The 8,084-nt window shown below is 68.6% G+C and carries 7 protein-coding genes; 5 read left to right on the forward strand and 2 right to left on the reverse strand.

The window, feature by feature from the left end; all coding sequences use genetic code 11:
• The first annotated feature begins 8 nt into the window (after window positions 1-8).
• On the forward strand, window positions 9-767 hold the full coding sequence (locus AC3ANX_RS00215) for a TIGR02186 family protein (protein WP_488335063.1): 759 nt from the start codon (window positions 9-11) through the stop codon (window positions 765-767).
• 74 nt (window positions 768-841) lie between these two features.
• A complete protein-coding gene (locus AC3ANX_RS00220) occupies window positions 842-2,497 on the forward strand; it encodes an ATP-binding protein (protein WP_488335064.1) in 1,656 nt (551 codons plus the stop codon).
• Between the two features lie 37 nt (window positions 2,498-2,534).
• Here AC3ANX_RS00220 and AC3ANX_RS00225 read toward each other — a convergent pair whose 3' ends face one another.
• Together AC3ANX_RS00225 and AC3ANX_RS00230 are read right to left on the reverse strand one after the other, a co-directional pair.
• The gene (locus tag AC3ANX_RS00225; protein WP_488335065.1) at window positions 2,535-2,858 is read right to left on the reverse strand and encodes a hypothetical protein; all 324 of its coding nucleotides are present in this window, start codon (window positions 2,856-2,858) and stop codon (window positions 2,535-2,537) included.
• A gap of 76 nt (window positions 2,859-2,934) precedes the next feature.
• Window positions 2,935-4,416: a peptidoglycan DD-metalloendopeptidase family protein gene (locus AC3ANX_RS00230; RefSeq protein ID WP_488335066.1), complete on the reverse strand. Its 1,482-nt coding sequence runs from the start codon at window positions 4,414-4,416 to the stop codon at window positions 2,935-2,937.
• A 314-nt stretch (window positions 4,417-4,730) separates the two neighbouring features.
• On the opposite strand from AC3ANX_RS00230, the gene AC3ANX_RS00235 reads away from it, so the two are divergent.
• From AC3ANX_RS00235 to fdxA, 3 genes are read left to right on the forward strand one after another with little or no spacing between them, the layout of a single operon-like run.
• Window positions 4,731-7,223: a helicase-related protein gene (locus AC3ANX_RS00235; RefSeq protein ID WP_488335067.1), complete on the forward strand. Its 2,493-nt coding sequence runs from the start codon at window positions 4,731-4,733 to the stop codon at window positions 7,221-7,223.
• Between the two features lie 10 nt (window positions 7,224-7,233).
• Window positions 7,234-7,515 (forward strand): S4 domain-containing protein, encoded by a 282-nt coding sequence (locus tag AC3ANX_RS00240; RefSeq protein WP_488337024.1) that lies wholly within the window; start codon window positions 7,234-7,236, stop codon window positions 7,513-7,515.
• Window positions 7,516-7,571: 56 nt separating this feature from the next.
• Complete coding sequence (gene fdxA / locus AC3ANX_RS00245; protein ID WP_488335068.1) at window positions 7,572-7,913, forward strand: ferredoxin FdxA; 342 nt, start codon at window positions 7,572-7,574, stop codon at window positions 7,911-7,913.
• The last annotated feature ends 171 nt before the right edge of the window (window positions 7,914-8,084 follow it).

An 8,084-nucleotide genomic window follows, 5' to 3' on the forward strand; every position in this document is an offset into this window, starting at 1 on the left:
GGCGCCGCGTGTCGGCGCTGCTCCTGCTCGCGCCGCTGCTGATCGGGGCGGAGAGCAAGCCGGTACTCGTCCCCGACGTGTCGCAACGGCAGGTCGAGATCGCCTACAGCTTCACCGGCGCGGACCTGCTGCTGTTCGGCGCGATCCTCTATCCCGGCGGCCGTCTGCCAGACGACCACAAGCCGACCGACATCGTCGTCGTGGTGAAGGGGCCGACCCAATCGATCCTGGTGCGCGAGAAGGAGAAGCTGGGCGGGCTCATCTGGGTCAACGCATCTCGGCTGCGCTACCGCTCCGCGCCGAGCTTCTACGCGATCGCGGCGTCGCGCCCGATCGCGCGACTGCTCGACGATCGCACCCGCGCGATCTACGAACTCGGGCTCGACAGTCTGCAACTCTCGCCCGCCTCCAGCGCACCCGCCGACCAGCAGGATCGCTTCGCGCGCGGGCTGGTCGATCTCAAGCGGCGCACCGGCCTGTACGTGCAGGCGCCCGGCGCGGTCGAGATCACCGATGGCGTGCTGTACCGCGCCCGCGTGACGATCCCCGCGCGCGTGCCGGTCGGCCGCTTCACTGCCGAGACCTTTCTGGTGCGCGACGGGCATGTGCTGGCGGTGGCGACGCGCGAGATCGACATCCGCAAATCGGGATTCGAGCGTTTCGTGGCGCGCTCGGCCGAGCGACACGCGATCGCTTATGGTCTGATCGCGGTCGTGCTGTCGGTCGCGTTCGGATGGGGCGCCGGCGTAATCGCGCGGCGGTTCTAGGGCGGACGATCCGCCACACGCAATGTTTACGACTCCCACGTTAGGCACGCGGTTCAACCTGTGGGATTCCACGAATGACCGAGATGCCCGGCGGCGACGCCTTCGCACGACCAGCCGAACCGGCCGCCGCGACCCCGCACGATCCGATCGGCATGGTGATGGAGATCGCCGGATCGAGCAGCCAGGTCGTGTTCGATCCCGAATGCCTCACCGCGATCGGTGGCCACCCCGATCCGATCGTCGCCGCCGCCGGCTCGGTCGGCAGCCAGATCAAGATGCGCGTCGGCGGAGTCTGGCTGATCGCCAACGTGCGCTCGCTGAAACTCGCCGACGGCGGCGACCGGATCGCGGCGCTGGTCGATTTTCTGGGGGAGGGCGACGAGCATCCCGAGACGGGCGTACTCCACCGGTTCCGGCGCGGTGTGACGCGCTATCCGACGCCGGGCTGCTACGTCTATCCGGTCGCCACCGCCGACCTCAAGCAGATCTACGCCACCGAGGACCGCGCGCATATCGAGATCGGCACGGTGTACCCCACGCGCGACGTGCGCGCCGCGCTGTACGTCGATGCAATGCTCGGCAAGCATTTCGCGCTGCTGGGCTCGACCGGCACCGGCAAGTCGACGAGCGCCGCCTTGATCCTGCACCGCATCTGCGATCTCGCGCCGCAGGGCCATATCCTGATGATCGACCCGCACGGCGAATATTCCGCCGCGTTCAGGACCAACGGCGCGATCTTCGATGTGTCGAACCTTCAGATGCCGTACTGGCTGATGAACTTCGCCGAACATTGCGAGGTGTTCCTCACCTCGACCGGATCGTCGCGGCAGATGGATGCCGACATTCTCGCCAAATGCCTGCTGCTCGCGCGCGGCAAAAGCCGGCTCGGGCAGGAGATCGCCAAGCTGACCGTCGATGCGCCGATCCCCTATCTGCTCAGCGATCTCATCAACTTCATCCAGCTCGAGATGGGCAAGCTCGACCGCGCAGGCGATACCGCGCCGTACATGCGGCTCAAGACCAAGATCGAGGAGATCAAGGCCGATCCGCGCTACGGCTTCATGTTCTCCGGATTGCTGGTGGCGGACACGATGGGCGCGTTCATCGAGCGCATCTTCCGCCTGCCCGGCGGCGGCAAGCCGATCTCGATCATCGACGTGTCGGGCGTGCCGTCCGAAATCACCTCGGTGGTGGTGGCGGTGCTGAGCCGGATGGTGTTCGACTTCGCGATCTGGTCGAGGAACGAGCCGCAGCGCCCGATCCTGCTCGTCTGCGAGGAAGCGCACCGCTACATCCCCAACGACCGCAACGGGGACGGATCGTCGGTCGGCAAGATCCTCAGCCGCATCGCCAAGGAAGGGCGCAAGTACGGCGTATCGCTCGGCCTCATCACGCAGCGCCCGTCCGACTTGGCCGAGGGCGTGCTGTCGCAATGCGGCACGATCATCTCGATGCGGCTCAACAACGACCGCGATCAGGCGTTCGTGCGCGCCGCCATGCCGGAGGGCGCGCGGGGCTTCCTCGATTCGATCCCCGCGTTGCGCAACCGCGAGTGCATCATCTGCGGCGAAGGCGTCGGCATCCCGATCCGCGTCGCCTTCGACGGGCTGGAGGAGGCGCGCCGGCCGGCGTCGGAAGATCCGCTGTTTTCGGAACTGTGGACCGAAGTCGGCGGCGAGGACGAGATCATCGCGCGCACGATCAAGCGGTGGCGCGCGCAGGGGCGGTAGGGCGGGAAGCGGCAGCCGGACCGCGCCAGACCAGACCTTACTCTTGCAGCCACCGATCGGCTGCTTCGATGTTGTCGAAGAATTCTACGCCGTCTCGGGAGGTCAGCCGTCTCGCCTGCAAGCGGGCGAGGCTCTTGGCTGTTACGAAGGCAAGCCGGCGGGATCGAACATCCTCAGCGCCCACAAGCTGGGAAAACTCATCGACGCGCTGCTGGCTCTGGATATCCATTTCGCGAATATCACAAAGCGTGACGTGGGCGTTGGGAGGGCAGGACAAGGTCATGATCGCCTGCACCAGATCACGACGCAACTGGACGATCGTTGCGGAATCGAAAAACCCGCCCATGGTCAGCCGCAGCATGCAGGTATCCTGCTCGACCTCGACCCGAAACCAACCCTGCATCGTCCAAGCCTCCACGCGCCAAGCCTTTTCGCGCTCAGCGTCCGCCCGGCTTCACCGCGAGCAGCGCGCCCACCCGCGCCTTGAACGCGCGCAGCGCCTCGCCCGAGAGTTGCACCACGCTCGACATCGAGATGCTGCGCGGGTTGACCGAAACGCCGTTCTTCCACACTTCCCAGTGCAGGTGCGGGCCGGTCGACAGGCCGGTCGAGCCGACATAGCCGATCACGGTTCCGCGCGCGACGTGCATGCCGGTGCGCACCGCGATGCGGCTCATATGGCCATAGCCGGTGGCGATGCCGCCGCCGCCCGCCAGCTTGACGAAATTGCCGTAGCCGCCGGTGCGGCCGGCGAACTGCACCACGCCATCGGTTGCGGCATGGATCGGCGAGCCCCACGGCGCGCCGATGTCCATGCCCTTGTGCATGCGCAGGATGCCGAGGATCGGGTGCATGCGTAAGCCGAAGGTGGAGGTGACATGGCCGGCGACGGGCATGCCGATCGCGCCGCGCTGCTCGGTCTGGCCCGAGGCTTCGAACCATTGGGACCGGTCGCCATCGCCCCATTTGACGAGCTGGAGCTTCTTGCCGCCGCCGCGGTTCAGCCCCGCGTAGAGCAGCCCGCCGACCTGGACCTCGCCAGTCGCGGCGCGCGCCTGTTCGAGGATCAGGTCGAAGCTATCGGCGCTGTGCACGTCGCTGCCGACCGAGAGGCGGCTGGCGATCGCGCGGATATAGGCCTCCACCGCCTTGGCCGGCGCACCCGCCGCACGCGCCGAGCGGTACAGGCTCGATCCGACCAGCCCTTCGATGCGCAGCGGGGTATGATCGATCGCGATCGCCTGACGGGTGAGCGCGAGCGTGCCGCCCACGCGCTTGAGCGAGAGTTGCAAGTCGAAACGGGCGCGGAACGAAAGCTGATCGAGCGGGCGCGACACCGCCTTGTTGTCGCGGCGTCCGAGCGTGAGATCGATCTGCGTGCCGGGCTTGAGGTCGTCGAGCGAGGTCGCGCTCGTGATGAGCCGCATCGCCTGATCCGAGTCGTTTTCCGACACGCCGGCGCGGCGCAGCACGGCGGCGAAGCTGTCGCCTGCGCCGTAGCTCGCCGATAGTTCGATGCTCGGCCGCTCGGGCGTTTCGGTGAGCGGCGCGACGAAATCGGTTGCGGCCATGCGGTGGCCGGTGTCTGCGCCATAGGCGAGCGGTGCGATCGACTGCGCGCGCGCCTCGTCCCATTCGGTGCCGGAAAGCGGCGGGGCGACATCGCCGACGATCGGGTGGCCGCGCCCGGGCGAGAGCATCACTGCGCTTGCGCACAGGGCGGTACAGGTGAGCGCGCCGCGCCACCATTCGGCCGAGCCGATGCGGGCGCCCAGATCGGGCACCCAGTCGATCTTCTCGAGCCGTCCGCGAACCCGGTCGAAGCTGGTCGGCGCGGGCAGCGGGACCAGCGTGCGGCCGAACGATACCGTGGCGGTGCCACCGGCCTGTTCGATCCCGGAATCGCTACGCAAGAACAAGGCTGACTGCCCCCGAATGCACGCCGCCCAACACGTTTTTAGCCCCCGGCGTGAGGCCAGCACCTGTGTGGCGATGAAAAGTGAAAGTCAATTTAACCGCGCCACCCGAGTCGCGCCGCTGCGATAAAGCGTTCGGCGTGTGGGACGGAGCAGTCGATTAACCAAATAGCACAACCATTCGATATGGTTAGCGCGTACCACCCCCTAAGGGCTTTCCGAAGACGAGCCGGCGATAAGGCCGAAAAAAAATCGTCGTCGCAGCCACTTGCACACGCCTTGCGCATCGGCGCGCGCGGGGCGATGTTGGTGGCGTCATGTCACGCGCCGACCAAAACGTCACCGCCGTTCTGGGGCCGACCAACACCGGCAAGACGCATCTCGCGGTCGAGCGGATGTGCGCGCATTCGAGCGGGATGATCGGCTTTCCGCTGCGGTTGCTCGCGCGCGAGGTCTATGACCGGGTGGTGAAGATCAAGGGCCCCGCGCAGGTCGCGCTCATCACCGGCGAGGAAAAGATCGTCCCCAAGGACGCGCGCTGGTTCCTGTGCACCGCCGAGAGCATGCCGATCAACCGCGAAGTCGCGTTCGTCGCGCTCGACGAGGCGCAACTCGGCGCCGATCCCGAACGCGGCCATGTCTTCACCGACCGTATCCTGCGCGCACGCGGACGGGAAGAAACCATGCTGCTTGGTTCCGAGGCGTTGCGTCCGATGGTCAAGGCGCTGGTCAAGGATGCGGAGATCATCACCCGACCGCGCTTCTCGACGCTCAGTTACTCGGGCGCGCGGAAAATCAGCCGGTTGCCCAAGCGCTCGGCGATCGTCGCCTTCTCCGCCGAGGAGGTGTACGCCGTCGCCGAGATGCTGCGCCGGTTGCGCGGTGGCGCGGCGGTGGTGATGGGCGCGCTCTCCCCGCGCACGCGCAACGCGCAGGTGGCGATGTTCCAGGCGGGCGAGGTCGATTATCTCGTCGCCACCGATGCGATCGGCATGGGGCTCAACATGGATGTCAGCCATGTCGCCTTCGCCTCGCTCCACAAGTTCGACGGGCATCGCCAGCGCCGCCTGACGGTGGCGGAAATGGCGCAAATCGCCGGCCGCGCCGGGCGGCACCAGCGCGACGGCACGTTCGGCGCGCTGAGCGAGGAGGGGCCGGGCGCGTTCGGCCCCGAGGAAGTGCTTGCGATCGAGGAGCATCGCTTCCCGCCGCTCGACCACCTCTATTGGCGCGAGGGTGCGCCCGATCTGTCGAGTATCGCCGCGCTGATTGCCAGCCTGGAGGAGCGGCCCGAGGCGCGGGTGCTGCGCGCCGCGCCCGAGGCGACCGACCTCGCCGTGCTCAAGCGGCTGGCGAGCGAGGATTGGGTGCGCGACCGGGTGCGCGGTGCCAAGATGGTCGCGCGGCTGTGGGCGGCATGCGGGCTGCCCGATTTCCGCAAGCTCGGCGTCGATCCGCATGCGCGCTTCGTGGGCCGGGTGTTCGGCTATCTCAGCGACGGGCTCGGCCATGTCCCGCACGAATGGTTCGCGAACGAGATCGCCCGGCTCGACAATGTCGCGGGCGATGTCGAGACGCTGGCGGGCCGAATCGCGGCGGCGCGGAGCTGGTCGTACATCGCCAATCGTGCCGACTGGCTCGCCGACCCGGCGCACTGGAGCGCGCGTGCGGGCGCTGTCGAGGAGCGGCTGTCCGACGCGCTCCACCTCAGCCTGACGCAGCGTTTCGTCGACAAGCGCACCACCTTGCTGATGCGCCAGATCGGCGCCGACCCGCGCGCGCTGCCGGTCACGGTCGGGCCGGAGGGCGAGGTGAGCGTCGAGGATCATCCGATCGGCACGCTCGAGGGGTTCCGCTTCACCGTTTCGCCCGACGCGGGCCACGCCGACAAGCGCCTGTTGCTGGCGGCGGCCGAGCGTCGTCTCGGCGGCGAGCGCGCGCGTCGCGCGAAGGCGCTCGCCGAGGCACCCGATGCGGACATCGCGCTCGCCGACGATGCCCCCGCGATCCGCTGGGGCGGGCACGAGGTTGCGCGGCTGGCGGCAGGGCCGTCGCTGGCACGGCCGCGCGTGGTGCTCGACCGGGCGCTCGACTGCCTCGACAAGCCGGCGCAGACAGCGGTGCGCGAGCGGCTGGAACGCTGGACGCGCGAGCAGATCGCGCGGCGGCTGCCGGTGCTCGTCGCGCTGGATGCGGCGCAGCGCGACCCCGCCGCGTCGTCGTCGCTGCGCGCGGTCGCGGCGGCGCTGGTCGATGCCGGTGGCATTGCCGCGCGGCTCGCGATCGGTGCTGCGGTCGATGCGCTCGACTCCGTAGCGCGCAAACGTCTGCGCGCGGCGGGCGTGACGATCGGCGCGCTCGATCTGTTCGACGCGCGGTTGCTCAAGCCCGAGCCGGCGCGCTGGCGGCGGGCTTTGCTCGCCGCGCGCGGGGTCGCGGTCCCGCCCGCGCCGACCGCCGGGCCGACTGTGCTGGCGCGCGCGGCGGCGGGCGCGTGTCTCCAGCATGGTTTCCGGCCGTTGGGTGCGCAAGCGGTGCGCGTCGATCTCGCCGAGCGGATTGCACGCGCGGTGCACGACAAGCGCGACGGCCACCGCCCGGTCGCGCCCGATCCCGCGCTCGCCACCTCGATCGGCATGACCGCCGAGACGCTCGCGCGGTTGATGGCGGCGCTTGGCTTCCGCGCGGTGCGCCCCGAGGACGGGCAGCCACGCTGGGCGTGGCGCGGGCTGACGCGCGCGGTGCAGACCCGGCCCACCCACGACAACGCCTTCGCCGCGCTCGCCGACCTGGGGGCGCGGCTTGGCTGAAGACGAGACGATGCGGCTCGACCGCTTCCTCTGGTTCGCGCGGCTGGTGAAGACGCGGCCGGTCGCGCAGGCGCTCGCTACCGCCGGCCACCTCCGCCTCGACGGTCGCCCGATCGACCGCGCCGCAGCACCGGTGCGGATCGGCGCGGTGATCGCTTTCGCCACCCCGTCGGGGCGGGTGCGCGCGATCCGCGTCGCGGCGCTGCCGACACGGCGCGGACCGCCTGCGGAGGGGCGTGCCTGCTATGTCGACCTGCTTGAGAACGGCTCGCAGCTTGCCGCCGGTGATTGACGGGGCAGCCCCACACGCATAGCAGGACGCGGAAGTATCGTCCCGGAGTGAGCTTAATGACCTACGTCGTCACCGATGCCTGCATTCGCTGCAAGTATATGGACTGCGTCGAGGTGTGCCCGGTCGACTGCTTCTACGAGGGCGAGAACATGCTCGTCATCAACCCGAGCGAGTGTATCGACTGCGGCGTGTGCGAGCCCGAATGCCCGGCCGAGGCGATCCTGCCCGATACCGAGAGCAATCTCGAACAGTGGCTCGAACTCAACACCACTTTCTCGGCGCAATGGCCCAACGTGACGCGCAAGCTCGACCAGACGCCGGCCGACGCCGATGCGATGAAGGGCGAAACCGGCAAGTTTGACAAATACTTCTCGCCCGAACCCGGCAAGGGCGACTGATCCGCCCGGCGATTCGCCGAACGACCTGATGCCCCCGGCGCCGGTGACGCCGGGCTGGTAATTTTATTGCACGTCTGTTATAGGAAGCGGGACGGAGGCGCTGTCGCGCGCTTTCCCGCTGGAGACGTACACACAACCACACCCGCTGGCACCCCTGCATCTGAACTGCAC

The sequence above is a fragment of the Sphingomonas sp. BRN-1R genome (assembly GCF_057748035.1).

Coding starts and splice junctions, on each gene's coding strand:
- AC3ANX_RS00220 (WP_488335064.1), top strand. CDS start 842: ATGACCGAGATGCCCGGCGGCGACGCCTTCGCACGACCAGCCGAACCG.
- AC3ANX_RS00240 (WP_488337024.1), top strand. CDS start 7,234: ATGCGGCTCGACCGCTTCCTCTGGTTCGCGCGGCTGGTGAAGACGCGG.
- AC3ANX_RS00235 (WP_488335067.1), top strand. CDS start 4,731: ATGTCACGCGCCGACCAAAACGTCACCGCCGTTCTGGGGCCGACCAAC.
- AC3ANX_RS00225 (WP_488335065.1), bottom strand. CDS start 2,858: ATGCTGCGGCTGACCATGGGCGGGTTTTTCGATTCCGCAACGATCGTC.
- fdxA (WP_488335068.1), top strand. CDS start 7,572: ATGACCTACGTCGTCACCGATGCCTGCATTCGCTGCAAGTATATGGAC.